General features: G+C 66.4%; 20 protein-coding genes and 3 rRNA genes. 12 read left to right on the plus strand and 11 right to left on the minus strand.

Going from position 1 to position 26,879, the window contains the following annotated elements:
* Positions 1-12 precede the first annotated feature (12 nt).
* A complete protein-coding gene (locus tag OHN74_RS23125) occupies positions 13-864 on the plus strand; it encodes a class I SAM-dependent methyltransferase (protein ID WP_327696456.1) in 852 nt (283 codons plus the stop codon).
* On the opposite strand, the gene OHN74_RS23130 is transcribed toward OHN74_RS23125, so the two are convergent.
* Positions 854-2,128: an MFS transporter gene (locus tag OHN74_RS23130; RefSeq protein ID WP_327700239.1), complete on the minus strand. Its 1,275-nt coding sequence runs from the start codon at positions 2,126-2,128 to the stop codon at positions 854-856. The two genes, OHN74_RS23125 and OHN74_RS23130, sit on opposite strands and share 11 nt — an antisense overlap.
* Positions 2,129-2,275: 147 nt before the next feature.
* On the opposite strand from OHN74_RS23130, the gene OHN74_RS23135 reads away from it, so the two are divergent.
* The 5 genes from OHN74_RS23135 (at position 2,276) to OHN74_RS23155 (ending at position 9,316) form a co-directional block, all read left to right on the plus strand.
* Positions 2,276-2,824, plus strand: a complete 549-nt coding sequence (locus OHN74_RS23135; protein WP_327696457.1) for a MarR family winged helix-turn-helix transcriptional regulator — start codon at positions 2,276-2,278, stop codon at positions 2,822-2,824.
* Between the two features lie 650 nt (positions 2,825-3,474).
* Positions 3,475-5,001, plus strand: a 16S ribosomal RNA gene (locus OHN74_RS23140).
* A 320-nt stretch (positions 5,002-5,321) separates the two neighbouring features.
* A 23S ribosomal RNA gene (locus OHN74_RS23145) occupies positions 5,322-8,443 on the plus strand.
* Between the two features lie 95 nt (positions 8,444-8,538).
* Positions 8,539-8,655, plus strand: a 5S ribosomal RNA gene (rrf, locus tag OHN74_RS23150).
* Together the 16S, 23S and 5S rRNA genes form the textbook arrangement of a ribosomal RNA operon.
* Positions 8,656-8,737: 82 nt before the next feature.
* On the plus strand, positions 8,738-9,316 hold the full coding sequence (locus tag OHN74_RS23155; protein WP_327696458.1) for a GNAT family N-acetyltransferase: 579 nt from the start codon (positions 8,738-8,740) through the stop codon (positions 9,314-9,316).
* Here OHN74_RS23155 and OHN74_RS23160 read toward each other — a convergent pair.
* From OHN74_RS23160 to OHN74_RS23190, 7 genes are all read right to left on the minus strand, one after another.
* Positions 9,305-10,789: a type IV secretory system conjugative DNA transfer family protein gene (locus OHN74_RS23160; protein WP_327696459.1), complete on the minus strand. Its 1,485-nt coding sequence runs from the start codon at positions 10,787-10,789 to the stop codon at positions 9,305-9,307. The two genes, OHN74_RS23155 and OHN74_RS23160, sit on opposite strands and share 12 nt — an antisense overlap.
* A gap of 4 nt (positions 10,790-10,793) precedes the next feature.
* A complete protein-coding gene (locus tag OHN74_RS23165) occupies positions 10,794-12,221 on the minus strand; it encodes an ATP-binding protein (RefSeq protein WP_327696460.1) in 1,428 nt (475 codons plus the stop codon).
* A gap of 13 nt (positions 12,222-12,234) precedes the next feature.
* A complete protein-coding gene (locus OHN74_RS23170; protein ID WP_327696461.1) occupies positions 12,235-13,785 on the minus strand; it encodes an SCO6880 family protein in 1,551 nt (516 codons plus the stop codon).
* Entirely contained in the window at positions 13,782-15,116 is a 1,335-nt protein-coding gene (locus OHN74_RS23175) for a hypothetical protein (RefSeq protein ID WP_327696462.1), read from the minus strand. Before OHN74_RS23175 ends, OHN74_RS23170 begins: the two co-directional genes overlap by 4 nt.
* On the minus strand, positions 15,106-15,981 hold the full coding sequence (locus OHN74_RS23180; RefSeq protein ID WP_327696463.1) for a hypothetical protein: 876 nt from the start codon (positions 15,979-15,981) through the stop codon (positions 15,106-15,108). The genes OHN74_RS23175 and OHN74_RS23180 overlap by 11 nt, the downstream gene beginning before the upstream one ends.
* Positions 15,982-16,214: 233 nt before the next feature.
* Positions 16,215-16,523, minus strand: coding sequence for a hypothetical protein (locus OHN74_RS23185; RefSeq protein WP_053742551.1), 309 nt, complete (start codon positions 16,521-16,523; stop codon positions 16,215-16,217).
* Positions 16,524-17,052: 529 nt separating this feature from the next.
* Positions 17,053-18,408 (minus strand): S53 family peptidase, encoded by a 1,356-nt coding sequence (locus OHN74_RS23190; RefSeq protein ID WP_327696464.1) that lies wholly within the window; start codon positions 18,406-18,408, stop codon positions 17,053-17,055.
* A gap of 578 nt (positions 18,409-18,986) precedes the next feature.
* Between OHN74_RS23190 and OHN74_RS23195 the strand changes: the two genes are divergently transcribed.
* Positions 18,987-19,370, plus strand: a complete 384-nt coding sequence (locus OHN74_RS23195) for a hypothetical protein (RefSeq protein WP_327696465.1) — start codon at positions 18,987-18,989, stop codon at positions 19,368-19,370.
* A gap of 9 nt (positions 19,371-19,379) precedes the next feature.
* On the opposite strand, the gene OHN74_RS23200 is transcribed toward OHN74_RS23195, so the two are convergent.
* Both OHN74_RS23200 and OHN74_RS23205 read right to left on the minus strand, forming a co-directional pair.
* Complete coding sequence (locus OHN74_RS23200; protein WP_327696466.1) at positions 19,380-19,736, minus strand: DUF397 domain-containing protein; 357 nt, start codon at positions 19,734-19,736, stop codon at positions 19,380-19,382.
* Positions 19,737-19,750: 14 nt separating this feature from the next.
* Positions 19,751-20,605 (minus strand): helix-turn-helix domain-containing protein, encoded by an 855-nt coding sequence (locus tag OHN74_RS23205; protein ID WP_327696467.1) that lies wholly within the window; start codon positions 20,603-20,605, stop codon positions 19,751-19,753.
* A 190-nt stretch (positions 20,606-20,795) separates the two neighbouring features.
* Between OHN74_RS23205 and OHN74_RS23210 the strand changes: the two genes are divergently transcribed.
* From OHN74_RS23210 to OHN74_RS23230, 5 genes are all read left to right on the plus strand, one after another.
* Positions 20,796-21,242: an ATP-binding protein gene (locus OHN74_RS23210; protein WP_327696468.1), complete on the plus strand. Its 447-nt coding sequence runs from the start codon at positions 20,796-20,798 to the stop codon at positions 21,240-21,242.
* 34 nt (positions 21,243-21,276) lie between these two features.
* Positions 21,277-22,071, plus strand: a complete 795-nt coding sequence (locus OHN74_RS23215; RefSeq protein WP_327696470.1) for a Uma2 family endonuclease — start codon at positions 21,277-21,279, stop codon at positions 22,069-22,071.
* A gap of 101 nt (positions 22,072-22,172) precedes the next feature.
* Positions 22,173-22,982 (plus strand): serine protease, encoded by an 810-nt coding sequence (locus tag OHN74_RS23220; protein WP_327696472.1) that lies wholly within the window; start codon positions 22,173-22,175, stop codon positions 22,980-22,982.
* 89 nt (positions 22,983-23,071) lie between these two features.
* Entirely contained in the window at positions 23,072-24,079 is a 1,008-nt protein-coding gene (locus OHN74_RS23225) for a C40 family peptidase (protein WP_327700240.1), read from the plus strand.
* Positions 24,080-24,349: 270 nt separating this feature from the next.
* A complete protein-coding gene (locus tag OHN74_RS23230) occupies positions 24,350-25,069 on the plus strand; it encodes a phosphatase PAP2 family protein (RefSeq protein ID WP_327696473.1) in 720 nt (239 codons plus the stop codon).
* A gap of 134 nt (positions 25,070-25,203) precedes the next feature.
* Here the strand turns inward: OHN74_RS23230 and OHN74_RS23235 are convergent, their stop codons facing one another.
* Positions 25,204-26,760 carry an FAD-binding oxidoreductase gene (locus tag OHN74_RS23235; protein ID WP_327696474.1) on the minus strand — a complete coding sequence of 519 codons (1,557 nt, stop codon included), beginning with the start codon at positions 26,758-26,760 and terminating at the stop codon, positions 25,204-25,206.
* Positions 26,761-26,879: the final 119 nt, after the last annotated feature.

Consider the following 26,879-nt stretch of genomic DNA (forward strand, 5'->3'; position numbering starts at 1 on the left):
AGTAGCTCCTGCATGGCAGATTCGGCAGATCCCACAGGGTTCCCCCTCAAAGACAACGCCACACACGACGCCACAGAGCACTACGAGCGCTACAGCGCCCCGATAATGGCCCCGTTCGTCACCGCGGTCGTCGAGGCCACCGACCTCTTCCCGGGCGCCCAGGTCCTCGACCTGGCGTGCGGAACGGGCTTCGTGGCCCGCGCGGCCGCCGCCCAGGTCGGTCCCACGGGCCACGTGGCCGCCGCCGACTTCCTGGAGGCCATGCTCAGGACCGCCGCCCGCCACGCGCCCCGGATGTACCCGGACATCGAGTTCACCCAGGCCCCGGCCGACAAACTCCCCTACCCGGACGACTCGTTCGACGCGGTCCTGTGCCAACAGGGCGTCCAGTTCTTCCCCGACCTGACCGCCGCACTCACCGAAGCGGCCAGAGTCACCCGTCCGGGCGGTCGATTCACAGCCACGGCCTGGACCCCACCTGCAGACCGCAACCCGTACATGGCGGCCCACCTCAAGGTGCTCACCGAAGAGGACATCCCCGAGGGGAAGGCACGTTTCGACGCCTCCCTCTCCTGCCCCGCCGACCGCCTCACAGCCGCCCTGACCACCGCCGGCTTCCACGACATCACAACCCGCGAGGTCACCTTCGCGATCGCCTTCCCGGACCTCGCGGACTTCGTCACCGGCCACCTCGCGGCCGTCCCCTGGGGCCAGTCGATCGAGGAGGCGGGCGGCCGGGCCGGCTTCACCGCGGCAGCGGCGACAGTCCGCGAAGCCCTGACCCCGTACACGGCCCCCGACGGCTCGGCGACCCTCCCCTTCACCTCGACCCTGGCCACAGCCACCCGCGCCCCTAAGCGCTAGCCACCGCGGACTCCACCGACGCCCCACCCTGCGCGACGACCCGACTCCGCCGCGCCAGAGACGGCTGATTCTGTACGGGGGTCAGCTGCCGTCCCAGCCGTACGGCAAGGACGCTGATCCCCAGCGAGAACAGCAGGAACATCACGATGTACGGCCCGTGCAGCGAAGCCCCCAGGGGCCCGCCCACCGCCGGACCGACAGCCAGCGCGAGCTGCTTCACCAGGGCGAACGCCGAGTTGTACTGGCCCGCCATCCCGTCCGGCGCCAGATCGGCCACCAGCGGCGCGACGGTCGGCGACAGCATCGCCTCCCCGAGCCCGAACAGCGCGTACGTCGACACGAACGCGGCGGTCGCCATGGCCTGGCTGCCGTGCCCGAGCCCCGCGTACCCGGCCACGCCCCACGCGACGGCCCACAGAATCCCCACGGCCGCGATCACCCGGGACCGCTTCTGTCGCTCGACGAACCGGAGCACCGCGAACTGCGCCACCACGATCACCGCGGTGTTGGCCGCCAGCGCCGAACCGAGCGCGGACGTCGAGATCCCGGCCGCCTCGACCCCGTACGCACTCAGCCCCGACTCGAACTGCCCATAACAGGCGAAGAAAAGAACAAACCCCAGCACACACAGCTGCACCATCGCCCGATTCCCGAGCAACTGCTTCCAGCTGCCCTTGGCCTGAGCCGGAGCACCGTCGATCCTCGGCGAACGAGGCATCCGCACGGTCCTCATGATCACGGCCAGCAGCAGGAACATCGCCGCCTCGATGGCGAACAGCAGGGTGAAGGAGCCGACCCGGGTCGTGTCCACGAGATGCCCGCCGATGAGCCCGCCGACGCCGAGCCCGAGGTTCTGCAGAAAGAACTGGGTGGCGAAGGCCCGCGACCGAGTCTCCGCCGACGAGAAGTCCACGATCATCGTCGCGAGCGCCGGCTGCATCACGGCCTGTCCGGCCCCCAGCGCCGCAGCGGCGAGCAGTACGGCGGTCGCGTTGGCGGCGAGCCCGAGGCTCAGCGCACCGACAGCGGCGGTGACCAAGGCGACGAGCAGCACCGGCAGCGGGCCGCGCCGGACGATCGCCCGCCCGGCGAACGGCAGCACGATCAGTGCCGCCACAGCGAAGACGGCGAGTACGAGACCCGCCGTCATGGCTCCCAGTCCCCGTACCTGCGCCACATAGACGTACAGATAAGGGACGGTGAAGCCGAGCCCGAACGCGCTGAGTGCGTTGCCCACATGGATCCGGCGCATCGCTGCGCCCATCGCCCTGGTCACTTTCACCTGCCCTGATCGTGAAGTCGTACGCCTACCGAAGGGGTTAGGTCTGAAGACTTCGAAGCTAAAGTTAAGACCTGAACAGTACACCTCGAAGGACTTCGACACCAAGCGCACGCATGGGACACTGCACACATGGGTGACACCCCCGCCGTCGGCGAGCCGACGCTCGATGAGCAGATCGCCGCCTACCAGCGCGAGTTCAGGGACCTGGACCCCCAGGTCGAGAAGATCGTCACGGCCCTGGGCCGACTGAACCGCCGCATGAACGTGGCGTACGGCCGCCAGACCGCCACGCTCGGCATAAGTAACGCCGAGTGGGAGGTCCTCAAGGCGCTCGTGCTCTCCGGCGCCCCGTACCGCATGGGCCCGAGCGACCTGGCGAAGCGGCTGGGTCTGACGCCGGCCGCGATGACGCACCGGATCGACCGGATGGTGACGGAGGGGCTGGTCACCAGGGAGCGCGACGAGTCCAACCGGGTCCGCGTGATCGTGGAGCTGACGGACGAGGGCCGCGAGAAGTGGCTGGAGGCCATGCGCCTGGCCACCGTCTTCGAGGAGGACCTTCTCCAGGACCTCTCCCAGGACGAACGCGGCAGGCTCGGCGACGTTCTCACCCGTCTCCTGCGCCGCGTGGAGCACGCCCAGCCGGACGCCGGCGGGCGACTCAGCGACCTCGACTAAAGATCTTGACAGGGGCAGGCAGGGGTGCTTGACATCCCCCTGCCCGATCCGTAATGTTCTCCGGGTTGCCACGGGGCCGTAACGGTTCTGCGGTGGCACCTCCGCCGCAGCAGCGGCAACCCAAACCATCAGCACGATCTCCCAGCCGGGTTGATTTCGGTGTGCCCGAATTCAATTCGAATGGACTCGATGGAGCTCAGCGGCCCGATTGGGAATCGCCGAGGGGATCCGCTAGGGTTTGAAACGTCGGAACGGCCCAACAGCCGGGAAGACAAGCCCCGCTGACTGGGAATCAGGCCCGAAAGGATCTGATAGAGTCGGAGTCGCCGGAAAGGGAAACGTGAAAGCGGGATCCTGGAAAGCGCCGAGGAAATCGGATACGGAAACGGTCTGGTAGAGTCGGAAACGCAAGACCGAAGGGAAACTGCCCGGAGGAAAGCCCGAGAGGGTGAGTACGAAGGAAGCGTCCGTTCCTTGAGAACTCAACAGCGTGCCAAAAATCAACGCCAAGTTTGTTGATACCCCGTCTCTCCCGTTCGGGAGGGCGAGGTTCCTTTGAAGTAGTAAACACAGCGAGGACGCTGTGAACGGTCGGGCTTATTCCGCTTGACTGTTCCGCTCTCGTGGTGTGACCCGATTACGGGTTGACATTCACGGAGAGTTTGATCCTGGCTCAGGACGAACGCTGGCGGCGTGCTTAACACATGCAAGTCGAACGATGAAGCCTTTCGGGGTGGATTAGTGGCGAACGGGTGAGTAACACGTGGGCAATCTGCCCTTCACTCTGGGACAAGCCCTGGAAACGGGGTCTAATACCGGATAATACTCCTGCAGGCATCTGTGGGGGTTAAAAGCTCCGGCGGTGAAGGATGAGCCCGCGGCCTATCAGCTTGTTGGTGAGGTAGTGGCTCACCAAGGCGACGACGGGTAGCCGGCCTGAGAGGGCGACCGGCCACACTGGGACTGAGACACGGCCCAGACTCCTACGGGAGGCAGCAGTGGGGAATATTGCACAATGGGCGAAAGCCTGATGCAGCGACGCCGCGTGAGGGATGACGGCCTTCGGGTTGTAAACCTCTTTCAGCAGGGAAGAAGCGAAAGTGACGGTACCTGCAGAAGAAGCGCCGGCTAACTACGTGCCAGCAGCCGCGGTAATACGTAGGGCGCAAGCGTTGTCCGGAATTATTGGGCGTAAAGAGCTCGTAGGCGGTCTGTCGCGTCGGATGTGAAAGCCCGGGGCTTAACCCCGGGTCTGCATTCGATACGGGCAGACTAGAGTGTGGTAGGGGAGATCGGAATTCCTGGTGTAGCGGTGAAATGCGCAGATATCAGGAGGAACACCGGTGGCGAAGGCGGATCTCTGGGCCATTACTGACGCTGAGGAGCGAAAGCGTGGGGAGCGAACAGGATTAGATACCCTGGTAGTCCACGCCGTAAACGGTGGGAACTAGGTGTTGGCGACATTCCACGTCGTCGGTGCCGCAGCTAACGCATTAAGTTCCCCGCCTGGGGAGTACGGCCGCAAGGCTAAAACTCAAAGGAATTGACGGGGGCCCGCACAAGCAGCGGAGCATGTGGCTTAATTCGACGCAACGCGAAGAACCTTACCAAGGCTTGACATACGCCGGAAAGCATCAGAGATGGTGCCCCCCTTGTGGTCGGTGTACAGGTGGTGCATGGCTGTCGTCAGCTCGTGTCGTGAGATGTTGGGTTAAGTCCCGCAACGAGCGCAACCCTTGTTCTGTGTTGCCAGCATGCCCTTCGGGGTGATGGGGACTCACAGGAGACTGCCGGGGTCAACTCGGAGGAAGGTGGGGACGACGTCAAGTCATCATGCCCCTTATGTCTTGGGCTGCACACGTGCTACAATGGCCGGTACAATGAGCTGCGATGCCGTGAGGCGGAGCGAATCTCAAAAAGCCGGTCTCAGTTCGGATTGGGGTCTGCAACTCGACCCCATGAAGTCGGAGTTGCTAGTAATCGCAGATCAGCATTGCTGCGGTGAATACGTTCCCGGGCCTTGTACACACCGCCCGTCACGTCACGAAAGTCGGTAACACCCGAAGCCGGTGGCCCAACCCCTCACGGGGAGGGAGCTGTCGAAGGTGGGACTGGCGATTGGGACGAAGTCGTAACAAGGTAGCCGTACCGGAAGGTGCGGCTGGATCACCTCCTTTCTAAGGAGCATCTAGGCCGCCAAGCTCGCTTGGTGGTCCAGGGCCATTACGTCGGCATACGTTCGACGGTGGTTGCTCATGGGTGGAACGTTGATTATTCGGCCGGGTTCACGGGTCGGAGGCTTGTAAGTACTGCTCTCGCAAGAGGGCGTGGAAAGCATGATCTCCGGGCGGGACATGGTCGGGCACGCTGTTGGGTGTCTGAGGGTACGGCTGTGAAGCCGCCTTCAGTGCCGGCCCCAGTGAACTCGCCTGTGATGGGTGGGGTGGTGGGTGGTTGGTCGTTGTTTGAGAACTGCACAGTGGACGCGAGCATCTGTGGCCAAGTTTTTAAGGGCGCACGGTGGATGCCTTGGCACCAGGAACCGATGAAGGACGTGGGAGGCCACGATAGTCCCCGGGGAGTCGTCAACCAGGCTTTGATCCGGGGGTTTCCGAATGGGGAAACCCGGCAGTCGTCATGGGCTGTCACCCACATCTGAACACATAGGGTGTGTGGAGGGAACGCGGGGAAGTGAAACATCTCAGTACCCGCAGGAAGAGAAAACAACCGTGATTCCGGGAGTAGTGGCGAGCGAAACCGGATGAGGCCAAACCGTATGCGTGTGAGACCCGGCAGGGGTTGCGTATACGGGGTTGTGGGATCTCTCTTTCATGGTCTGCCGGCCGTGAGACGAGTCAGAAACCGTTGGTGTAGGCGAAGGACATGCGAAAGGTCCGGCGTAGAGGGTAAGACCCCCGTAGTCGAAACATCAACGGCTCGTTTGAGAGACACCCAAGTAGCACGGGGCCCGAGAAATCCCGTGTGAATCTGGCGGGACCACCCGTTAAGCCTAAATATTCCCTGGTGACCGATAGCGGATAGTACCGTGAGGGAATGGTGAAAAGTACCGCGGGAGCGGAGTGAAATAGTACCTGAAACCGTGTGCCTACAAGCCGTGGGAGCGTCGCGTTGCATGCTTGCATGCAACGTCGTGACTGCGTGCCTTTTGAAGAATGAGCCTGCGAGTTTGCGGTGTGTTGCGAGGTTAACCCGTGTGGGGAAGCCGTAGCGAAAGCGAGTCCGAATAGGGCGGTTTAGTAGCGCGCTCAAGACCCGAAGCGGAGTGATCTAGCCATGGGCAGGTTGAAGCGGAGGTAAGACTTCGTGGAGGACCGAACCCACCAGGGTTGAAAACCTGGGGGATGACCTGTGGTTAGGGGTGAAAGGCCAATCAAACTCCGTGATAGCTGGTTCTCCCCGAAATGCATTTAGGTGCAGCGTCGTGTGTTTCTTGCCGGAGGTAGAGCACTGGATAGGCGATGGGCCCTACCGGGTTACTGACCTTAGCCAAACTCCGAATGCCGGTAAGTGAGAGCACGGCAGTGAGACTGTGGGGGATAAGCTCCATGGTCGAGAGGGAAACAGCCCAGAGCATCGACTAAGGCCCCTAAGCGTACGCTAAGTGGGAAAGGATGTGGAGTCGCACAGACAACCAGGAGGTTGGCTTAGAAGCAGCCACCCTTGAAAGAGTGCGTAATAGCTCACTGGTCTAGTGATTCCGCGCCGACAATGTAGCGGGGCTCAAGCGTACCGCCGAAGTCGTGTCATTCCAGCAATAGGGCCAACGCCTGCTGGGATGGGTAGGGGAGCGTCGTGTGCCGGGTGAAGCTGCAGCGGAAGCTAGTGGTGGACGGTTCACGAGTGAGAATGCAGGCATGAGTAGCGATACACACGTGGGAAACGTGTGCGCCGATTGACTAAGGGTTCCTGGGTCAAGCTGATCTGCCCAGGGTAAGTCGGGACCTAAGGCGAGGCCGACAGGCGTAGTCGATGGATAACCGGTTGATATTCCGGTACCCGCTGTGAAGCGTCAAACATTGAACCAGGCGATGCTAAGTCCGTGAAGCCGCCCCGGAGCCTTCGGGCAAGGGGGAGTGGTGGAGCCGACGGACCAGACCTGCAGTAGGTGAGTGATGGGGTGACGCAGGAAGGTAGTCCATCCCGGGCGGTGGTTGTCCCGGGGTAAGGGTGTAGGCCGTGTGATAGGTAAATCCGTCACACATTAGGGCTGAGACCTGATGCCGAGCCGATTGTGGTGAAGTGGATGATCCTATGCTGTCGAGAAAAGCCTCTAGCGAGTTTCATGGCGGCCCGTACCCTAAACCGACTCAGGTGGTCAGGTAGAGAATACCGAGGCGTTCGGGTGAACTATGGTTAAGGAACTCGGCAAAATGCCCCCGTAACTTCGGGAGAAGGGGGCCATCACTGGTGAGGAGACTTGCTCTCCGAGCTGGGGGTGGCCGCAGAGACCAGCGAGAAGCGACTGTTTACTAAAAACACAGGTCCGTGCGAAGCCGTAAGGCGATGTATACGGACTGACGCCTGCCCGGTGCTGGAACGTTAAGGGGACCGGTTAGTCACATTTCGGTGTGGCGAAGCTGAGAACTTAAGCGCCAGTAAACGGCGGTGGTAACTATAACCATCCTAAGGTAGCGAAATTCCTTGTCGGGTAAGTTCCGACCTGCACGAATGGCGTAACGACTTCTCGACTGTCTCAACCATAGGCCCGGTGAAATTGCACTACGAGTAAAGATGCTCGTTTCGCGCAGCAGGACGGAAAGACCCCGGGACCTTTACTATAGTTTGATATTGGTGTTCGGTTCGGCTTGTGTAGGATAGCTGGGAGACTTTGAAGCGGGCACGCCAGTGTTTGTGGAGTCGTCGTTGAAATACCAGTCTGGTCGTGCTGGATGTCTAACCTGGGTCCGTGATCCGGATCAGGGACAGTGTCTGATGGGTAGTTTAACTGGGGCGGTTGCCTCCTAAAGAGTAACGGAGGCGCCCAAAGGTTCCCTCAGCCTGGTTGGCAATCAGGTGTTGAGTGTAAGTGCACAAGGGAGCTTGACTGTGAGACCGACGGGTCGAGCAGGGACGAAAGTCGGGACTAGTGATCCGGCGGTGGCTTGTGGAAGCGCCGTCGCTCAACGGATAAAAGGTACCCCGGGGATAACAGGCTGATCTTCCCCAAGAGTCCATATCGACGGGATGGTTTGGCACCTCGATGTCGGCTCGTCGCATCCTGGGGCTGGAGTCGGTCCCAAGGGTTGGGCTGTTCGCCCATTAAAGCGGTACGCGAGCTGGGTTTAGAACGTCGTGAGACAGTTCGGTCCCTATCCGCTGCGCGCGCAGGAACATTGAGAAGGGCTGTCCCTAGTACGAGAGGACCGGGACGGACGAACCTCTGGTGTGCCAGTTGTCCTGCCAAGGGCATGGCTGGTTGGCTACGTTCGGGAGGGATAACCGCTGAAAGCATCTAAGCGGGAAGCCTGCTTCGAGATGAGTGTTCCCACCCACTAGATGGGGTAAGGCTCCCAGTAGACGACTGGGTTGATAGGCCAGATCTGGAAGCCCGGTAACGGGTGGAGGTGACTGGTACTAATAGGCCGAGGGCTTGTCCTCAGTTGCTCGCGTCCACTGTGTTGGTTCTGAAACCACGAACAACCCCATGCCCGGGGCCACCGGGTGTGGTGCGGTTGACATGTGTTTCACCGTGTTTCGGTGGTCATAGCGTGAGGGAAACGCCCGGTTACATTCCGAACCCGGAAGCTAAGCCTCACAGCGCCGATGGTACTGCAGGGGGGACCCTGTGGGAGAGTAGGACACCGCCGAACAAATATTGCGAAAAGCCCCGCACTTTCGAGTGCGGGGCTTTTTTGTTTTCCGGTTTTCCGCAGGGGTACTACCGTGATCTCCATGAGCAGTTTTGTGGTCAGGTCCGTGCGGGCGGACGAGTGGCGTGCCGCCAAGGAGCTTCGGTTGGCCGCCCTGCGGGATCCTGTCGCGCATCTCGCCTTCCTGGAGACGTACGAGCAGGCCGTGGGCCGGCCCGATTCCTTCTGGCAGGAGCGGGTGCAGGGGGGTGCCGAAGGGGCGACCGGCGCTCAGCAGATCATTGCTGAAGGGCCCGACGGCGAGTGGGTCGGCGGGCTCGTGGTGCTTGTCGAGGAGCCTGGGACGACTGACTGGACGGGGGCCGTTGTCGAGCAGAGGCAGGGGCACATTGTCGGGGTGTTCATGCTGCCCGAGCATCGGGGGTGCGGGCTGACCGACGTACTCTTCGACGCCGCACTGGAGTGGGCGTGGAGGGCCGCGGGCGTTGAGCGGGTCCGGCTGATCGTGCATCAGGACAACGCGCGTGCGCAGCGGTTCTATCGGCGCGTGGGGTTCGTGGCCAGTGGAGTCGTTGTGCCGTTGGGCGGGGGCTCCGATGACTCCGGGGCAGAAGCCGAGGTGGAGTTCGAGTTCGTGGTGGAGCGGGAATCACACCCGTAGGTCGTGGTGCGGCCATCTTGCCCGGAGTTGTTCTCTTGACCGGAGCAGGGCCAGGGTTGGCATACCCCGGTTCGCTCCGGTGGTGAGGAGCTCCGGGAGCTGGGGAAGCGGGGCGACCGCCGCGACGTCGTCCAGGACGAGTGTGAGTGGTGGGTCGAGGCGACCGGAGGATGACCGTTCGGCCATGCGCCGGCCGCGCTCGACCACGCTTGCGGTCAGTGCCGTCAGGAGGGGCATCGCGCCCGGGTTCGTTCTGGGGTCCTCGATAGGTTCACCGACCACATAGAGCGTGCCCCCTTCGGCGATGAAGGAATCCAGGACGAGGGCATCACTTCGGTTCGCCGTGCACGCCTCGCGGATGTTCACCGTCGAGAGCGCGGCGAGGGCTCGGCTCGTCAACTCCTGGGCGATGTCCCGGCGTTCGGGGTGCGCGGTGAGGGCGGCTTCGAGTTCGCCGGCGGCGCCGGGGGCTGCCTTGGGGTTGGTACGGAGGATGCGTACGGCTTCCTGGACGTTGGTGCCCTGGGACCAGCGGTGTACGTGGCGGACCGTGCGGGCGTCTATGGCAGCCGCGTGGAGGTAGCTGCGGAGAAGTGTCTCGGCGGTTTCGGTCGTTGTCTGGTCGATCTTTGCCGTGGGACGGACCGGGGTGAGGAGGGCGATTGCTCTCGCCGCCGCGGTGGATCTGTCCTCGCAGCCTGTGGTGGGGGGCCAGTGGAGGCGGGCCGGGGTGTCGCAGAGGTGGGTGGGGTCGTAGAGGAGAACGGGGCCGAGTTTGGCCCGGGCGTCCTTCGTCTCCTGCCAGAGGGTGGGGTTGGAGGTGAGGATGAGGGCGGGGCCCTCTGCGCTCTGGATGGCTTGGGTCGCTGGGTGGGTGCGGGTGTCCGTGGTGCCGAAAAAGATTGTTTCCCACCCACCCACCCGTTTGCTGTCCGTTGCCATGGGTGCCGTCGAAAACACCGTCGTAGGCGCCGGCGGAAGGTCCTTCGCGGGTTCCGGTGACTGGGTTTTCGGGGGTTCCGGCGATGGTGTTTCCGGAGTTCTCTCCGCCTGGGGCGGGGGTTCCGTGCGTTGTACCGGGACCTCGTGGCGAGGTTGGCCGTGGGACGCCTTTCTTGCCGCCCGTACTGCCTTCCAGCGGGCCAGGGTGCCCACCACGAACACCGTCAGGACGGACAGGATCATCAGCTGGCCGATGAACAGGCCCCAGAACAGCCCCCAGCCCGAGAGCTGGCCCGCCGGTGTCCGAGGCCAGGCGCCCGGAACGTCGCGTGGCTCCGTGATCAGGTGGCGCAGTGCCTCGGGGGTACGGGTGAACGTGACCCCCTGCGGCCAGGCGCTGTGGGAGAGCAGGCTCGCGAGGCCTGTTGCCGACCAGACCAGGACCGTCAGGCCGAGGAGGAACACGATCAGGCCGAGCAACAGGCCGTCGGAGACGCCGCGTTCGGCCTGCTGCCGTTCGTCCGGTCTCATCGCGTCACGCGACCGTGGACTCGGAGGAGTCGTCGAGGTCGTTGAGGTGCTGCTCGACGAAGGCCGCCGCGCGTTCCTCGGCCTCCAGTTCCGCGGCTCTCAGGGCGTCGTCGGTCAGGTCCAGGTCGCGGGACGACTCCGTCATCGCCCGGTCCGTGAAGACGAGGGCGCGTTCCGTCTCCGTGACCAGGTGTTTGACGACCTGGACGTTGCCGTTGACGTCCCAGACGGCGATGCCCGGTGTCAGGGTCGGGATGATTTCCACCGCCCAGCGGGGTAGGCCGATGACGCGACCCGTCGCCCTTGCCTCGTCGGCCTTCTGGGCGTAGATCGTCCTCGTCGACGCCATTTTGAGGATCGCCGAGGCCTCCTTCGCCGCCGCTCCGTCCACCACGTCGCTCAAGTGGTGGACGACCGCTACGAAGGACAGGCCGAGGCGGCGGCCGAACTTCAGCAGGCGCTGGAAGAGTTGGGCCACGAACGGGCTGCTGATGATGTGCCAGGCCTCCTCGACCAGGAAGATGCGCTTCTTCCGGTCGGGGCGGATCCAGGTGTGCTCCAGCCACACGCCGATGATCGCCATGAGGATCGGCATGGCGATGGAGTTGCGGTCGATGTGGGACAGGTCGAAGACGATCAGGGGGGCGTCGAGGTCGATGCCGATCGTCGTCGGGCCGTCGAACATGCCTCGCAGGTCGCCGTCGACCAGGCGGTCCAGGACCAGGGCCACGTCGAGGCCCCAGGCCCGTACATCGTCTATGGCGACGTTCATCGCTTCCGCCGACTCCGGTTCGGGGTGGCGGAGCTGCTCGACGATGTCCGTCAGTACCGGCTGCCGTTCGACGATCGTCTCGTTGACGTAGGCGTGCGCGACCTTGAGGGCGAAGCCGGAGCGTTCGTCCAGGCCGTGGCCCATCGCCACTTCGATGATCGTGCGGAGCAGGGCGAGCTGGCCCGTTGTCGTGATGGCGGGGTCGAGGGGGTTGAGGCGGATCCCCATGTCCAGGGCGGCCATCGGGTCCAGGCGGATGGGGGTTATCCCCAACTCCTCCGCGATGAGGTTCCATTCGCCGACGCCGTCCTCGCCCTGTGCGTCCAGGACGACCACCTGGCGGTCCCGGAAGCGGAGTTGGCGTAGGACGTAGGTCTTCTCCAGGGCTGATTTGCCGTTGCCCGACTCGCCGAGCACCAGCCAGTGCGGGGCGGGGAGTTGCTGGCCGTACAGCTGGAAGGGGTCGTAGATGTAGCCCTTCCCGGAGTAGACCTCGCGGCCGATGATGACGCCGGAGTCGCCGAGGCCGGGGGCGGCCGTGGGGAGGTAGACGGCCTGGGCCTGGCCCGTGGAGGTGCGGACGGGCAGGCGGGTCGACTCGATCTTGCCGAAGAGGAAGGACGTGAAGGTGTCGGTGAGGGCGGTCAGCGGATCCCGCATCAGCGCATCAGCCCTACCTTCGGATTCCGGTGGCGAACGGGAGGGTGTTGACGAACGCTCGGTGGTGCTCTCTGTCGCACCACTCCAGCTTCAGGTACGACTTGCCCGCCGACGCCCTGATCGTGCGCTTGTCGCGCGCCAGGGCCTCGGGGGAGCGGGAGGAGACGGTGATGTAGCCGACCAGGTTCACGCCGGCCGCGCCGCTCGCGAGGTCCTCGCCGCGCTGGTCGATGCGGTTGTGGGAGGCCACGTCGCGGGGGTCGACCGTGCGGTTCATCTTGGCGGCGCGGCTTGCCTCGGCGTCGTCGTTCGTCTTTTCCGTCAGCATGCGTTCGATGGCCACCTCGGTGGGTTCGAGGTCCATCGTGACGGCCACCGTGCGGATGACGTCCGGGGTGTGGACGAGGAGCGGGGCCAGGAAGTTGACGCCGACCGGGGTCATCGGCCATTCCTTCACCCACGCGGTGGAGTGGCACCAGGGGGCGCGCGTCGACGACTCGCGGGTCTTCGCCTGGAGGTACGTGGGCTCCATGGCGTCCAGTTCGGCCGGCCAGGCGTTGCGCTTCGTCATCGCCTGGAGGTGGTCGATCGGGTGGTCCGGGTCGTACATGGAGTGGATGAGGGAGGCCAGCCTGCCCTGGCCGAGGGGCTGTCGGACGCGGATGTCCGCCTCCTGGAGCCGGGAGCAGATGTCCGTCAGTTCGCGGGCCATGACCACCGCGAGGCCCGCGTCCCGGTCGACCTTGCGGCCGCCGTGGGGACGCGCCGCGCGGGCCATCGTGTGGGCCTCGGCGGCGAGTTCGCGGTTGAAGTGCATACAGGCGACGAGGTAGGCGCGGTGCTGCTCGCTGCTCGTCGACACCATGGACTGGAGCTGGTCGTACGAGTGCTGCAGCCACGGCGGTGACTTCTCGTCGCCGCGTACGGCCACGTCCTTGGCGTGCGCGTCCGGGTCGGCGGGGAGGGTGCGGGCGAGCATCTGGAGGCGGGTGACGAAGCCGTCGCCGTTCGCCACGTGCTTGAGCAGCGTGCCGAAGCGGTCGACGAGGGCCTCCTGGTCCTCGCTGTCGCGCAGGCCGACGCCGGGGCCCTCGATCTCGATGGCCGCGGTCACCGTACGGCGGTCCGCGTGCAGGAGTACGGCGATCTCGTCCGGGCCGAACGGGGCCGCGAGCCAGTTGATGCGGCCGATGCCGGGGGGCGGGCCGATCTCGACCTCGCGGCCGTCGATCTGGGTGCCGGCCTCCATGACGGAGCTGCGGTAGGCCGTGCCCTGGCGGAGCGCTCTCTTGTAACTGCGGTTGATCTCGAACCACTTGTAGAACGTGCGGCGCTTGTACGGGACGTACACCACCGCGAGTGCCAGCATCGGGAAGCCGGTCAGCAGCACGATGCGCAGGGCCAGAACGGGTACGACCAGGCCGCACACCATGCCGAGGAAGGCGCCCGCGATGATGAGCGCGATCTCGCCGGACTCGCGGTTGCGGCCGACGATCGCGTTCGGGCGGGCGCGGCCGATGAGATACGTACGGCGGGGCGAGACCACGTGGGACTCGGTCGTCAACGCCCGTCACCTCCAGGGCGGTTGGATCGGTTGCTGTTGCCGGCGTGCGGGCTGCTGCGCGGCGGGGGTGCGGCGGAGGGGACAGATCCGCCGCCGCCCGAGGGCCGCGAGCTGTGCGCGGCCACGCCGCCGGACACGGGGTTGGCCGGGCGCGGGGTGGACGACTGGCCGCCGCCTCCACCGCCTCCGTTGTTGTCCGTCCGGCTGCTGTGGGTCTTGATGCCCTGGGCGACGAGGGTCGCCGGGGAGCTGATGACGGCGGCGGCCTTGCCTTCGGCGCCCTGCATGATGCGGTTGTTGCGGGAGCCCGCGATCTCGTCGCCGAAGCCGGGGACGAAGCGGTAGATCATCGCGCTCGCGAAGATGGCGAGGAGGATGATGGAGAGGCCGGAGACGACCGCCGAGAAGGCGTCCGGGCCGTCGTTCGTGGAGAGTGCGCCCGCCAGGCCCAGCACGATGGCGATCACCGGTTTGACCAGGATGACCGCGATCATGATGCCGGCCCAGCGGCGGACGTGCCCCCAGAGGTTCTTGTCGACCAGTCCCGCGTACACGACCGTGCCGAGCAGCGCGCCGACGTACAGCAGGGCGGCCCGGATGACGAGTTCCAGCCAGAGGATGCCGGCGGCGAGGATCGACACCATGGACACCACGATCAGCATGATCGGGCCGCCGCCGATGTCCTGGCCCTTGGCCAGTGCTCCGGAGAAGGTGCCGAAGAACGTGTCGGTCTGGTCGCCGGTGGCGCTCGCGAGGACCTCGGTGACGCCGTCGGTCGCCGAGACGACGGTGTAGAGGACGAGGGGCGTGAAGGCGGAGGCCAGGACGGTCAGCCAGAGGAAGCCGATCGCCTCGGAGATGGCCGTGGTGAGGGGGACGCCTCGTACGGCCCGCTTGGCGACCGCGAGCAGCCACAGCACCAGGGTCAGGACGGTGGACGCGGCGAACACGACCGCGTACTGCTGGAGGAACTTCGCGTTGGTGAAGTCGACGGTCGCGGTCGCCTTCACTGCCTCGCTGAGCTTGTCGACCGTCCAGGAGGCGGCGTCGGCGCAGCCCTTGGCGAGGGAGGACAGGGGGTCGAGGGTGGAGGTGGGGCTGGTGACGGAGCCCGATCCGGCGCCGCCCTGTTCGCCCTCGCAGATCTTCTTGGCCTCGCCGAAGAGCAGGGCGCAGTCGGAGTTGCCGGTCGTCGACGGGGAGGGCGTGGGGGACGGTGTCGGTGCCGCGTACGCCTGGGATGCCAGGAGTACGGCCGTCGTCTGTACGGCTGTCAGCGCTCCGGCGATCTTGAGCACGAGGTAGGGCCTACCTGGCGTGTTACCGGGCATAGGTGAACCCTCCGTACTCGTCGATGGCCTTGCTGATCTCGTCGGAGGCGGCGGCTCGGTCGTCGCCGGGGACCGGGTTGGGGCCGTCCTTCTCCGAGTAGGAGACGATCTTCCAGTCGTCGCCCGACCAGCGCATGTCGTAGGTCCAGGTCTTCCAGGACGAGGTGACCGGGCTGGTGGAGGTCTCGCCGGCGATGCCGGTCAGGCCGACATACCAGACGTCGACCGTGGCGGTGGCGCCGCCGTAGGCGACGGTTTTTGTGCCGACGGGGGTCACGCGGGAGACGAACGTGCTGCCTGCGGGGGCGTTGCCGTTCGCGTCGAGGCCGAGTCTGGTGAGGAAGCCGGCCGAGTAGGCCTTGTCGAGGGGGGCCTTGAGGCTGGCGGCTGCCTCGGAGGTGAAGAGGGTGTCGAGGAGCTTGTCCCGGCTGTCCTTCCTGAACATGCCGGTCGAGCCCAGCGAGACCGCGTAGTTGGCCGCCGCGGACTGGGCGCCCTGTCGGTTGTGTGCGAACCCGGACGGGATGCCGGCCGCCTTCTTGGTGACCGGCTGCTCGCCGGAGGCCTCGGTTGCCGCCGTGTCGGGTTGGCCGACGCTGTTGCTGCCGGAGCCGCTGCCCGCTGTGGAGGACGACGACGTAGAGGAATCGTCTCCTCCGCGGTTCGCGAAGGCGATCGCCGCGATCAGGAGGACGACCACGCCGACCGCTGTCACCGTGCCTCGGGACGACTTGGTGCGCCGGGCGCCGCCGTAGACACCGCCGTTGCCCTGGTCGTGGTAGCGGGTTCGGGTCTGGCCGGTGCCGCCGTACCCGTCGTCGGGGCCGGTGGAGTCGCCGTCGTGCTGGCTGTCACCGAGACTCATTGCGCGCCCGTCCCCTCGAACTCGTTTCGAACTCGTGTCGAATCCACGCGTACGGGTACGCGTGACAGTACGACGGTAGCCGTGCTGGTTCCCGCGCGGGCGCGGTGTGGTGACTCGACATCAGGGAGACGCAACCTCAGTCGGTGGGCACGACGGGTGGGTGGGTGTGGGGAGGAAGAACCGGGCGTGCCCGGCGGTCCGACTGACGATGTGCCACGCGCGGGTGGCGCCGGCTACACGGCCATGCCGTAGACGATGGTGAAGAGGGTGCCGAGCGAGCCGATGATGAACACGCCTGTCAGGCCCGCGATGATGAGGCCCTTGCCCTGTTCCGCGCTGAAGGTGTCACGCAGCGCCGTGGCGCCGATGCGCTGTTTGGCCGCACCCCAGATGGCGATGCCCAGGCACATCAGGATGGCCACGGCCATCACGACCTGAACCATGGTCTTCGCTTCGGTGCCCAGGCTGCCGAAGGGGCCCCAGTCCGGAGCGATCCCGCCGATGATGGTGTTGATGTCGCCCTTTTCGGCCGCAAGCCACATGTAAGTCACCGCCCCTGTCGGGTAGTTCCGCGCGTCCCCTGCCGCAGTGCAGAGGTCAGTCCTATTCTCGCCGACAATGACGCTGTCCGATGTCGACTTGACGTCATTCATTGGCGGGTTTCGTACGAATACCTTGCCATCGCCTCTCGCGGCACCCTATGGGGGAGCGCGGGACGGTGTGCGAGGGGTTGAACGGATCGTATGGTCACTCTGTGTATCACGGCTGGTTACGCCGGGCAATGAGGTGTGGGCGGAACCTGTGGTGTGGTCCCGTCGTTAGTCACCTACGGCCAGCTGTGGCCATCGGTGCGGTCACGGACTGCTTCTGACGGTCCGTATCCATGTGCAGGCTATCGCGGACCTCGGACATGGCGACGGGCCGCGGCTGGTAGCCGCGGCCCGTTCCCCAGTGCCCGCCGGTGATCCCCACGATCCCCGGTGGCGTTTGTGTGATGAGTTACGTTGATGAGTTACGCATTGGCTGGATTTGGTTGGTGGTTCCGGTCGGCCGGTGCGGTGCGCTGCCGGTTCAGCCGGTGAAGGCGTCCAGGCCCTGCGGGGTGCCCCAGCCGGTCGGGCCGTCGTAGCCGGACCTGGCGGTGCAGTAGTAGCTGGTGGTGCAGGTGCCGTTGTTGCCCGAGGTCACGTCGTTGAGGGCCGAGGTGCCGGCCGCCGCGTAGGGGTACGAGGCCGGGTAGTCGCTGCTGCCGGGGGTGCCGGCGAGGGCGTAGACGCCCGCGATGATCGGGGCGGAGGCGCTGGTGCCGCCGTAGGTGACCCAGCCGGTGCCGTCGCCGTAGGTGTCGTAGACCGAGACGCCGGTCGCGGGGTCGGCCACGGCGGAGACGTCGGAGATCATGCGCTTGGTGCAGGTCGCGTCGGTCTGCCAGGTCGGCTTCGCGTCGTACGAGGAGCAGCCGGAGCCGGTGCCCTCGGTGCTGCTGGTCTTCCAGACGCTCTCGGTCCAGCCGCGGGTGGTGGAGGAGGTGGAGAGCTTGGTGCCGCCGACGGAGGTGACGTACTTGGAGGCGGCCGGGTACTCGGCGCCGTAGCCCTCGTCGCCCGCGCTGACCGTGATGGCGACGCCGGGGTGGTTGAAGTACGAGCTGTCGTAGCTGGTGTCGGAGGAGGACTCCGAGCCGCCGTAGCTGTTGGAGACGTACTTGGCGCCCAGGGTGACCGCGCGGTTGACGGCGGTGCCGAGGTTGGCCATCGAGGACGACTTGGCCTCGACCAGCAGGATGTTGCAGTTCGGGCAGATCGCGCTGGCCATGTCGAGGTCGAGGGAGATCTCACCTGCCCAGCCGCTGTCGGCGGTGGGGAGGGAGGTCGTCGAGCCGGTCTGGCTGACCTTCTTGAAGCAGCCGTTGGCGACGGTGCAGGCGGAGAGACCGTAGTACGAGCGGTAGGCCGCCAGGTCGGAGGCCGCGTTCGGGTCGTCGTAGGCGTCGACGATCGCGATGGTCTCGCCCGAGCCGTTGGAGTCGGCGGCGTCGGTCAGTCCGTAGGCGTCCTGGAGGTCGCTGGGGCCGTAACCGGTGGGGGTGGCCGAGGTGGCGTTCGGCTTGATGGTCGCGGGTGCGGTGCCCTTCTTCGCCGCCTGTGCCTCCTGGAAGGCGGTGGTGCCGCCGGTGACGCGCAGGGCGTTGCAGGACGCGAAGCCCTTCGCCGGTGTCGCGTCACACTGGCTGGTGTAGCTCACATGGGCCTTGGCGACCTGGGCGGCGATGGTCTTGGCGGTGACCTTCTGGGGTGCCGCGGCGGCGCCGGCCTGGGCCGCGGTGCCGAGTCCGGCGAGGGCGAGCGCTGCCGTGGCTACGGCGGCGGTGCCTATGCGGCGCCATCTGCCGTGCGTGGACTGGCTGCTGGGGGGTGACGTACGCAACGTACAGCCTCCTGTTAGGGGGTTGGCAGGGGCAGTGCGGGTGGGGGGTTTGTCGCCGGTGCGGTGTCCCCGGCGGCGGGTTGGCGGCCCGCGACGACCATCGCTTGTTGAGTACGTGACAACAAGACGGGTTGCGGAATCCTGACTTCCGCGTGACTGAAGGGGGTTGCTGGGTTACCGATCACTGACGGGGTGATGGGTGGGGGGAGGGGGTGGCTTGACCTTGAACACGGGTCGTCCACAGCCTGCGCACAGTTGTGTACGCGGACGCGCGTAGAAGCGTGTGAGCTGGTGTGGGGTGGTGTGGGATGGTTTGGGGTTTGGCGGGGGTTCAGGCGGGGCTTGTGGGGCGGCTGTTACCGGGGGTGGTGCGGCGGGTGTCGGCGGGTGGCGCGCCGCAGCCGTGGTGGGTTCCGCGGCGTGCGCTGACGGTGGTGTCGGCCGATGTGGACACGGGCGCCGGGGTCGGGGCGGTGTGGATGGTGTGGCGTCCAGGGGCTGCGGGGGCGCGGGAGTACGTCGAATTCCTGGAGTGGTACGACGGGCAGTGGCGGTCCCTTGGGGGTGCCGGTTCTTCCGTGGACGATCCGGCTGACACCGACACCGACACCGATGTCGACGTGATCGAGGTTCGCGGCGGTTCGGGCTCGCTCAGCCTCAGCCGGCGTCGCGATCCGTCGCGCTCCGTCGAATCGGCCCTGTGGATCGCGTGCGTCCAGGTGTATCTGGGGCCGGATGTCGACCACATCCTCATTGGCGACCGCCGGTTCGACGTGGCGTCCGGGCAGCGCCGAGTTGTCGCTGTCTGGAAGGGGCCCCGGATCAGGCGTGGGTGGCGTCCCGTCATCGTCGCCTTCGGGCGCGATGGCAGCGAGTTTTCGCGTCTTGGGCCGCTCGACAGCCTGGACAGCCGTACCTGGGCGCGGGTGTGGGGGGAGTTGGGCGAGCCCGAGGAGTCCTAGGGGGCCGGCTCAGGCGAAGTGGTCGAACTCGCCTGCTCGTACGCCCAGGACGAAGGCGTGCCATTTGCCGCGGTCCGTGGTGACGACCGTGTCGGGGGCGGTGGCCGAGCGGAGGCGGACGTGGGTGTCGGGCGTTTGGCCGAGGGTGACTTCGATCGCGGGGGCGGTTGCCTTCGGCGGGGGCGTGTCGGTCTTGAGGGTGGCGAGGAGCGCGTGGAAGGCGGCTGGGGTGGTGGTGAGTATCGCTCCTGTGGGGTCGCCGGATTCGGTGAGGTGGATTGTTCGGGGGGTGGTGGGGGTGGTGGCGATGTGTATGCAGGAGGCGCCCTCGGAGCAGTACGACGACTTCTGCCAGTGCGGGGTCATGGGGGTCCGTCCCTTCACAGGTCTCGCATCACGGTGTGGATGAGGTTCCGGGTCTTCTCCGGGTCGAGCGCGATGGCCTCGATACGGTCGAACAGCGTGCGGTACTTGCGCAACTCCGCCTCGGCGTCCAGGAAGGCGAGGCCGTGAGCCTGGTCGAGATAGACGGTGTCCAGCTCCGGCACCGGGCCGTGTGCGTAGTGGATCGACTGGCCGGACCCCGGGTAGGCGCCGACGTCGAAGGTGATGGCGCGCAGGGTGATGTGGCCTCGGTCGCTCATGTCGAGCAGGTGTCGCAGCTGCTGCCGGGCAATCGCGGAGCCGCCGACCTTCATGCGTAGGGCGGCCTCGTGGATGACCGCCTCGTACGGCGTGGGTTCGTCTTCGCGGAAGAGGATCGCCTGGCGCTTGATGCGGAACGACAGACGGTTCTCGATGTCGGGCGGTGGGAGTTCCGTGACCGCCTGGCGGAAGATCTCCAGCGCGTACTCGCGCGTCTGGAGAAGGCCGGGGATGCGTGCGGTGGTGGAGTCTCGCAACGACCGGGCGTGGTGTTCGAGTTCGGCGAGGTCCAGGAGCGAGGGGGAGAGCGTCTCGCGGTGCTCCTCCCACCAGCCGCGTTTCCGATCGCCGGTCATTGCCGCGATCGCCTCGACGAGGGCCTTGTCCGGGCAGGTGTAGTGGTCTGCCAGGGTGCGTACGCGCTCGGCGCTCACGCCCAGCCGTGCGGTCTCCATGTTGCTGACCTGCGCCTGCTTCATACCGAGCAACTGGGCGGCCTGCGTTGACGTCAGGCCTGCGCGCTCGCGCAGTTTGCGCAGCTCGGCGCCAAGCCGGAGTTGACGTCCCGTCGGGCTGTTCCTCACGGGCATTCCCGTCTCTCCTGAGTGCTGCTGTCACCCACAAGGGTGATTGCCTTTAGTATCCCCGGCTTTGGGTGAAGAATATATCCGCAGTTCGCTACCTTGGTTTCAGGCGCCCCCACCCAGAAGCACACCGCTCGACGGAGCGACGAAGTCACTGGGCAACCGTCCAACTCCCCTCAGTGATCGGAGATTTCCGATGGCCACCGTATCGCCGCCCTGCAACTACACCCTTCAACTCCCGCGCGATCCACGCTCGCCGGGTATCGGCCGCGCGACCGTGCGGACCGTTCTGGCAGCGCGGGGGCTCGGCGAAGCCATTCCCGCCGCCGAGCTCGTCGCGTCCGAGCTGCTCACCAACGCCCACCAGCACACCAACGGGCCGTACGCCCTGCGCATCGTTCAACTCGGCGAGTCCGGCCGGCTTCGGCTCGCCGTCTGGGACACCGATCCGAGGGTGCCGCCGGGGTTCCGGGCCGAGGGCGACCCCGTCTCCGTACCGTCGGTGGACGGTGAACGCGGCCGGGGGCTTCATCTCGTACGGGCGTGTGCGGACGCGTTGGGTGTGTCCGTGCTGCGGGAACTGGGGGCGTCCAAGGGCGGGAAGCTGCTGTGGGCCGAGTGTCAGTGGGGTGGCCTAGGGTGATGACAGATGAGCGGAGTGTGATTCAGGGGGCGGTGTGACGCACGTCGAACAGCGGCGGAAGGGGGCCCCGTGTGCACGTACGGACCCTGAGGTCGAGGCGGGGGGAGAAGTCGCACAGTACGGTGGATTGGACGCTGAGCGGGATGTCGGACCTCCCACCGACCCAGTTCGCGCAGCCACAGAGGTGGAGGAACGGAGGCAGCGAGCCATGTCCGTGTCGCCCGGTGCCTCCATGTACCCGCGACCCCGGCCGGGGAATCTGCGCGAGATCGCCGAGAGGATCGAGGACGCGACGGGTCTGCGGGTGCAGATCCTGGGAGGAAAGCTCGTGATGTCACCTACTCCGCGTGGAAAACACGCGGGTGTGGTCAAGCAGGTGCGTCGGCAGCTTGAGGCGGTCGCTCTGCCTGACGGTCTGGATGTGTACGAGGTGTCCTCGATCGCTCTGCCCGAGGATCCGGACGACTACGCGACGCCGGACCTGATCGTGCTTCCCGTCGAATGGGAGGAGGACGACGACTGGCTGGCCGACGCCGCGGACGCCGCACTCGCCGTCGAGGTCATCTCCCAGTCCGAGAAGTCCCGGGACATCAGAGACAAGGCCGACTGGTACGCCGTCGTTCGCGTGCCTGTTCTCTTTGTCATCGATCCCAGGAAGGGCACTTGGGCTCTGCATACAGACCCGGACAACGGCGCCTACCGTGACGTGCTGCCGGGCAAGTTCGGGGAGTCCGTGCTGCTGCCCGAGCCGTTCGGCGTCGAGATCGTGACCGACGGCTTTCCCGTGTACGGCGAGGCTCCGCGGGCGGCTCCCAGATCCGGGGGATGACCCTCTTCGCGGGTTCGCGGGTTCGCGTTTTACGGGTTCACGGAGAATTCTCAGCGAGCAGCCGTACCCCTTCTTGCGTTCGCGCGTCACAGTTGCCCCTGATGAAGCGCCTCACTCGTCCCCGTGGCAACCGGCGGCACGCTCTGCTTCCCGTTGTCGCGCTGCTCGCCGTCACCTCTGCTTCCGGTGCGGCCCACGGCAGTGCCGTGACCAAGCCCTTCGGTGTTGCCGGTTCGGCCGGTGCCGCCCGTGCGGTGCCGCGCAGTGCCCGGGTGGGGGCCCTGTTCAGCGGCGACCTGGAGGGCGGGCACTTCTGTACGGCCTCCGTCGTGCGCAGTGGTGGACGGGATCTGATACTCACCGCCGCCCACTGTCTGAGCGGGGACGGGGACACCGATGTCGTCTTCGCGCCGGGGTATCGGAACGGGCGGGCGCCTTACGGGCTGTGGCGGGTGACCAGGACCTTCGTTCCGGGGGCCTGGAGCGATCGCTCCGACGAGGACAGCGACTTCGCCTTTGCCGTCGTCGCCTCGAAGGACGGGCAGGATCTTGAGGATGCCGTGGGGGCCAACCCCTTGGTTCCCGGGCGGGCCACCGGGGCCAGCTCCGTCGTCGTCACCGGGTATCCCAACGTGCGGGAGACGCCCCTCAGCTGTACCAACCGGCCCACCGCGCAGAGCCGTACGCAGCAGCGCATCGACTGTCCCGGCTTCACCGACGGGACGAGTGGGAGTCCCTGGGTGGACGAGGAAGGGGAGGTGGTGGGCGTGCTCGGCGGGTTCGAGCAGGGGGGCTCGACCGATGACGTGTCCTACAGCGCTGTGCTCGGGAGTGCGGCTGCTTCGTTGTACCGGGCGGCCACCGGTGGCACCGGTGGCACTCGTGCCTCTGGATCCGCCGGCTCCCCGTGACCCCGGCGGCGCGTTTCGTCATGATCGCTGACGGGTGTGGGTAGCCCCTCTACACTGACGTGGGCGTACTCCCGGGCGGTGAGGGGCGGTTGACGGTGCGTAAGGCATGGATCGTGGCGAGCGTGGCCGTCGGGGGCACCCTCAGCTTCGTGATGCTGCTCGTCGTGGGCGTCTATCTCGTCGCCGGAAACGTTGCCGGTGGGGTCGGGAGCGGGAGCGTCGCGCTGGCCAAGGGGGCCGTGCCGGCCGCGTATTCGGCGCTCGTGCAGAAGTGGGGCAATCTGTGCCCCGCCATCAATCCCGCCCTGCTCGCCGCACAGCTGTACCAGGAGAGCGGATTCAATCCGAATGCGAAGAGTCCGGCAAAGGCGGAAGGGATAGCGCAATTCATCCCCGGAACCTGGGCCTCGCACGGAATCGACGGCGACGGTGACGGCGACCGCGACGTATGGGACCCGAATGACGCGATTCCATCGGCCGCGTCGTACGACTGCGAGCTCGCCTCCTACGTGAAGGACGCCCCCGGAGACCCGACGCACAACATGCTCGCCGCTTACAACGCGGGGGCGTACGCCGTCATCAAATACGGGGGTGTACCGCCGTATGCGGAGACCCAGAACTATGTGAAGACCATCACCACGCTGCAGACGAGCTTTGCGGCTCCTGTGGGACGTGTCGACCCCTCCGAGCAGGCTGCCGGGGCGATCAACTACGCCCAGGAGAAGCTCGGCACGCCCTACCTCTGGGGCGGCACCGGTACCGCTGAGCAGGGCGGACGCTTCGACTGCTCCGGGCTCACCCAGGCCGCGTACGACAGTGTGGGCATCCAGCTGCCGCGCGTTGCGAACGACCAGTACAACGCCGGCGCGCATCCCTCGCGGGATGAACTGCTGCCGGGTGACCTTGTCTTCTTCTCCGACGATCTCACCAACTCCCGGGCCATCCGGCATGTCGGGATTTATGTGGGCGGCGGTTACATGATTGACGCGCCCCGGACCGGTGCGGTCATTCGGTTCGATCCGATCGACACCCCCGATTACTTCGGGGCGACGCGGGTCACCGAAGATGGCGCGAAAGCGTTGCCCACAGCGGTGTGAGCACAGCGTGAAACCATCCCCTGAGCTGGGGCTATGCATCTCTCTTCGATAACGTCTGCGTGATCATTCGGTGGAGAGTGGAACGTATAAACGGAGTCCGTGCGTTCCTGTTCTAGTAGCGGATTCGCCGACGCCCGGATCGGGTGTCGGATGTGTTCCGTTTGTCACGTGTGGCACGTGTCAAGCGGTGGGTCCCTGCGTCACGGGGTGAGCAGGAGCGGCGCATGGAATGAGTGCGCTCGAAAATGACGACGAAGGGGCCGCAGCACCATGGCTGGACTCGCCGAAACCGGGTCGAACCCCGACGTCGACCTTCTCTACGACATCAATGGTCTCGCCAAGGACGCGCCCCGGTGGTTCGACCGGGTGGTCGAGGTCGTGGGCGAGTACGGGCTGTTGGTCGCCATGGTTCTTGTCGTGGTGTGCTGCTGGTGGAGTGTGCGGCGGCGGGGCGGGGACGACGCGGCAGTGTCCGTGGCCGCGTTGATCTGGGCGCCGCTGGCCGCGGGCATCGCCGTGCTCGTGAACATTCCGATACGGGGGTTCGTGGAGCGGCCTCGTCCGTTTCTCGATCATCAGGGGCTTGAGGTTCTTGTCTCCGGGAAGACCGACTACTCGTTCGTGAGCGATCACGCGACGATCACCATGGCGATGGGGGTCGGACTGTTCGTGGCGAACCGGAAGTTCGGGCTGGTGGGGATAGGGCTCGCGCTGGTGGAGGGGTTCTGCCGGGTGTACATGGGGGTGCACTACCCGACCGATGTGGTGGGCGGGTTCGCGCTGGGGACCGCGGTCGCGTTGTTGTTGTCGCCGCTGGCCATGGCGCTTCTTACTCCGGTGACCCGGGCTGTCGAGGGGTCGGGGTGGGGCCGGGTGTTGATTCGGGCTCGGAGGGCGGGCTCGGGTGTGGGTGGTGGGGCTGCTGTGGTTCCGGGGGCTCGGGCGGCCGAGGCCGGGGCTGGGGCCGGAGAGCGGGATTTGGCGGCGTAGCCGCCTGGGGGTTCGCCCCCGCCGCCCCTACCCGTCCCATCCTGTTCCTGGGGGCTGCCGCCCCCAGACCCCCGCTTCGGCCCTGAAGGGGCCCCGTCCTCAAACGCCGGACGGGCTGAAATGCGCCGGCCTCGCTACAGCGCCTGCGGGAACGTGAAGACCCGGTTCGGGTCGTACTGATGCTTCAGCCGCTGGAGGCGGGTCGCCGCGTCGCCGTAGTACGCCTTGCGCCAGTTCGTCAGGGTCGGGTCCGTGTAGTTCTGGTAGGCGGCGCCCGAGGCGTACGGGGCCATGGCGTGGTGGGCCGAGGTCAGCCAGGACTGGGCCGCCCTGCCCTCCGTACCCGCGCGCCAGGACACGATGTACTGGGCCAGCATGCGGCTGCGCCGGTGGACGAATGCCGTCGCCGTGGGCGAGACCCGGTTCACCGCGCCCCCGAGCGCCGTGAACGCGATGCTGCCCGAGCCGCCCTGGACCGAGGTGATGCGGGTCAGGAGGGTCTGGATGCCTGCCGTGGAGAGGGAGCGGTCGAAGAAGTCCGAGCGGGCCGCGTATGTCTCCCTGCCGAGTGCGCCCTGCGGGGAGCGGCCCGGGGTTCGGCCCGGCAGGTGGCACTGCGCGTCCGTCGCGAAGGACGAGCAGCCCGCGTACACCTCCATCGCCTCCTCGTACGAGCGGCGCTTCAGCGAGACGCTCGTGGCCGGGGAACCGATTCTGTCCGCCAGGCGGTCCACCGCGTTCTGCAGTTCCGTGTACGTGCCCAGGGAGAACGCCGAGATGGAGATGGTCGGGGTGCCGCCGGCCGTGTTCGCCACGTGCAGGGACGACCAGATCTCGTCCGGCTGCGTCGGGCCCCACTCCTGCCAGGCCTTCATCACCGCCGCCGCCTTCCGCCACGGCCAGGACATGTACGCCGCCACCGCCTGGGGGGCGGGGTGTGTGCGGAAGTGGAGTTCCGTGACCACGCCGAAGTTGCCGTTGCCCGCGCCTCGCAGGGCCCAGAACAGGTCCTTGTTCGTGGTGGCGTTCGCCGTCAGTTCGCGGCCGTCCGCCGTGATCAGCGTGGCCTGGGTGAGGCTGTCGCAGGTCAAGCCGTACGCACGGGACACCACTCCGTGGCCGCCGCCCAGCGTCAGGCCCGACACCCCCACCGTCGGGCACGAGCCCGCCGGGATCGTGACGCCCTTCGCGGTCAGGGCCCGGTAGACGTCGATCAGTTTCGAGCCCGCTCCCACCACCGCCGTGCCGCCGCTCGCCCTGACGCGGTTCAGTTTCGACACGTCCACGATCAGGCGGCCGTTGCCCGAGGACCAGCCCGCGTAGGAGTGGCCGCCGTTGCGGATGGCCACGGGGACGGAATGGGCACGGGCGTACGACAGGACCGTACGGATGTCGTCGGCGTGGGCGACGTACGCCACCGCGGCCGGCTTCAGTCCGTCGAAGCGGGTGTTGTAGAGCTGCCGGGCCGCGGCCCACGAGGCGTCGCCGGGGCGGATGAGCGGGCCGTCGAGGTCCCGGCCGAGGGCCGTCCAGTTGGCGGGGGCCGAGGCGCTCGTCGCGCTGAGGGAGGTCGTTCCCCCGGTGGAGGCGGTCGTGCCCTCCGCGCTGTCCCCCTTGGCGCCCGTGCACGCCGCTGTCGTCATCGCGGCCAGGGCGGCCACGCCGCCTCCCATGAACGTACGCCGGTGCATGGTGCTCCTCGGTGTCACGGTTCCTCGGCCCCCCCGGGTTCCTCCGTCTGAGCCCGTGTCGGCTCCCCTCGAACGAGACGGGTTCCAGGCATCGTGGGTTCCGTCGCCCGCCGCGTTTG

The organism is Streptomyces sp. NBC_00459, from assembly GCF_036013955.1.
GTDB lineage: Bacteria > Actinomycetota > Actinomycetes > Streptomycetales > Streptomycetaceae > Streptomyces.

What these genes read in the sequence shown, in the direction of transcription:
- OHN74_RS23125 (WP_327696456.1), top strand. Translation starts at nt 13, where the DNA reads ATGGCAGATTCGGCAGATCCCACAGGGTTCCCCCTCAAAGACAACGCC.
- OHN74_RS23130 (WP_327700239.1), bottom strand. Translation starts at nt 2,128, where the DNA reads ATGGGCGCAGCGATGCGCCGGATCCATGTGGGCAACGCACTCAGCGCG.
- OHN74_RS23135 (WP_327696457.1), top strand. Translation starts at nt 2,276, where the DNA reads ATGGGTGACACCCCCGCCGTCGGCGAGCCGACGCTCGATGAGCAGATC.
- OHN74_RS23155 (WP_327696458.1), top strand. Translation starts at nt 8,738, where the DNA reads ATGAGCAGTTTTGTGGTCAGGTCCGTGCGGGCGGACGAGTGGCGTGCC.
- OHN74_RS23160 (WP_327696459.1), bottom strand. Translation starts at nt 10,789, where the DNA reads ATGAGACCGGACGAACGGCAGCAGGCCGAACGCGGCGTCTCCGACGGC.
- OHN74_RS23165 (WP_327696460.1), bottom strand. Translation starts at nt 12,221, where the DNA reads ATGCGGGATCCGCTGACCGCCCTCACCGACACCTTCACGTCCTTCCTC.
- OHN74_RS23175 (WP_327696462.1), bottom strand. Translation starts at nt 15,116, where the DNA reads ATGCCCGGTAACACGCCAGGTAGGCCCTACCTCGTGCTCAAGATCGCC.
- OHN74_RS23180 (WP_327696463.1), bottom strand. Translation starts at nt 15,981, where the DNA reads ATGAGTCTCGGTGACAGCCAGCACGACGGCGACTCCACCGGCCCCGAC.
- OHN74_RS23185 (WP_053742551.1), bottom strand. Translation starts at nt 16,523, where the DNA reads ATGTGGCTTGCGGCCGAAAAGGGCGACATCAACACCATCATCGGCGGG.
- OHN74_RS23200 (WP_327696466.1), bottom strand. Translation starts at nt 19,736, where the DNA reads ATGACCCCGCACTGGCAGAAGTCGTCGTACTGCTCCGAGGGCGCCTCC.
- OHN74_RS23205 (WP_327696467.1), bottom strand. Translation starts at nt 20,605, where the DNA reads ATGCCCGTGAGGAACAGCCCGACGGGACGTCAACTCCGGCTTGGCGCC.
- OHN74_RS23210 (WP_327696468.1), top strand. Translation starts at nt 20,796, where the DNA reads ATGGCCACCGTATCGCCGCCCTGCAACTACACCCTTCAACTCCCGCGC.
- OHN74_RS23220 (WP_327696472.1), top strand. Translation starts at nt 22,173, where the DNA reads ATGAAGCGCCTCACTCGTCCCCGTGGCAACCGGCGGCACGCTCTGCTT.
- OHN74_RS23230 (WP_327696473.1), top strand. Translation starts at nt 24,350, where the DNA reads ATGGCTGGACTCGCCGAAACCGGGTCGAACCCCGACGTCGACCTTCTC.
- OHN74_RS23235 (WP_327696474.1), bottom strand. Translation starts at nt 26,760, where the DNA reads ATGCACCGGCGTACGTTCATGGGAGGCGGCGTGGCCGCCCTGGCCGCG.